This window comes from Pseudomonas saliphila, assembly GCF_008638345.1.
Classification (GTDB): Bacteria; Pseudomonadota; Gammaproteobacteria; order Pseudomonadales; family Pseudomonadaceae; genus Halopseudomonas; species Halopseudomonas saliphila.
In genome coordinates this window covers 1-1,730 of sequence record NZ_VTVA01000046.1, presented here as the reverse complement: position 1 = coordinate 1,730, position 1,730 = coordinate 1, and the positions used below count along the sequence as shown (strand labels likewise).

Genomic DNA, 1,730 nt, shown 5'->3' with positions numbered 1-1,730 from the left:
TTGGCGTAGCGCAGGCGAGACTGTGAAAGTATGTCCTCTCCTTCGCTCTCGAGCCCAACAGACCGAAAAGGCGGCTGTTGTCTGCTATTGAGTCGCTTGCAGGTGCCAAGCGCTTCTCAGAGGGAGCCCATACGCCAACAGCGCCCACAAAAGGGCCACAATACACGCCAACAGCTCTGCCAGCCGTTGGCAGACCTCCAGGAACCGCTCCAGTCCCAGTAGATTCAACACGCGACTGAAGTTGTACGCCCACGCCATCAAACTCCACTCGCCACGGACCTTCTCCAGACCCCGTACCAGGAAGTGGTCCCAGCCAGCCCGTCGCTTGAGGGTGCCGAACGGGTGTTCCACCAACTCACTGCGCTGTGCCAACTGCTCGGGGCGGGCCATCGCCCTCTGCCGAACCGCTTCGGTATCGGCTTCGTATTGGTCGCGCCATATCTCCCGGACCTGCCCCTTGGCCGGCAGGCACTCGACCCGGCGCGCACAATCGCGGCAATCACGGCGCCGACTGCGGTAGCGCTGTATCCAATGGCCCGCCTGCTCCTTGGGCTTGGAGGAGGCGATCAGATAGTATCCTTCGGGACAGCGATAGCGATCGTGTTCAGGCTCGTAGACAAAGGCTTCCCGCGACAATCGACCCGGTGCGACCGTACGACCCCGCGCCGACGGCACTGGCAAGTAAGGATAGATCCCGTCCTCGTGGCACTGGTGGCATTGCACGCTGTTGACATAGCCTGCATCCGCCACCACCTCCAGTGTCTCGACGCCCAGCACGGCCTTGGCCAGAGCGCTCATGGGGTGAAGTAGATGCAGGTCATTCGGTTCGTCCGTTACCTCATCGGTGACGATCAGCTTGTGCCGGGCATCCGTGACAATCTGGACATTGAAGCCCGCCACCCTCTGCCCCCGCTTGCTCAGCAAACGGGCATCCTCATCGACCGGCGAGTGCTGGCTCTTGCCTCGTTGCTCGAGGTCAGCTCGTGCCTCGGTCTTCTCCTTCAGAGCCTCACGCAGTGCGTGCAGCTTCTCGGCCAGATCACTCTCTTCTCGGCTGGTTGGCTCTCCAGCCTCCTCGCGATCCGCCGCGTCCAGAGCCTGATGCCACTGCGCCAGCTCCTCTTCCAGCTTGGTAATTTGAGCCGTCAGCCCCCTGTGTGTCCGAAAGCTCCCCTGGCTGACATTGCCCTTGAAGAAACTGCCGTCCACCGCCACCAGCTGGCCACCGAAAAGCCCCAGCGCCCGGCACAGCGCGATGAACTGCGCCTGCGCCCCGCGCAATGCCCGAGCGTTGTTCTTGCGAAAATCTGCGATCGTTTTGTAACTGGGTTGCAGACCTTCCAGCAACCACATCAGCTCCACATTGCGCTGGCATTCACGCTCCAGCGCCCGGCTGCTGCGCAGCCGGTTGAGGTATCCGTAGAGGTAGAGTTTCAACAGCATCTGCGGCGCGTAGGCCGGTTGGCCAGCCTGATGGCGTCCCGGGGCGCTGTGCGTGAAATTCAAGGCATTCATATCCAGGCTGCCGATATACGCATCAATCGCCCGGACCGGATTATGCTCACTGACGTAGTCCTCCAGCCGGGGCGGGAACAGCGTCTCTTGGGAGCGATCAATGCCTGACTTATAACGGCGTTGGGTCATGCTTTACACCAGAGAGAGTGGGCAACCACCAGCCTACCGAATAATGGAAATACTTTCACAGTCTCAGGCGCGCTACACCCCCAGGA

The 1,730-nt window shown here is 61.2% G+C and carries 1 protein-coding gene; it reads right to left on the bottom strand.

Annotated features, from left to right (window positions below; all coding sequences use genetic code 11):
- Positions 1 to 84 precede the first annotated feature (84 nt).
- Entirely contained in the window at positions 85 to 1,644 is a 1,560-nt protein-coding gene (locus FHK95_RS19925; RefSeq protein WP_150306370.1) for an IS1182 family transposase, read from the bottom strand.
- Positions 1,645 to 1,730: the final 86 nt, after the last annotated feature.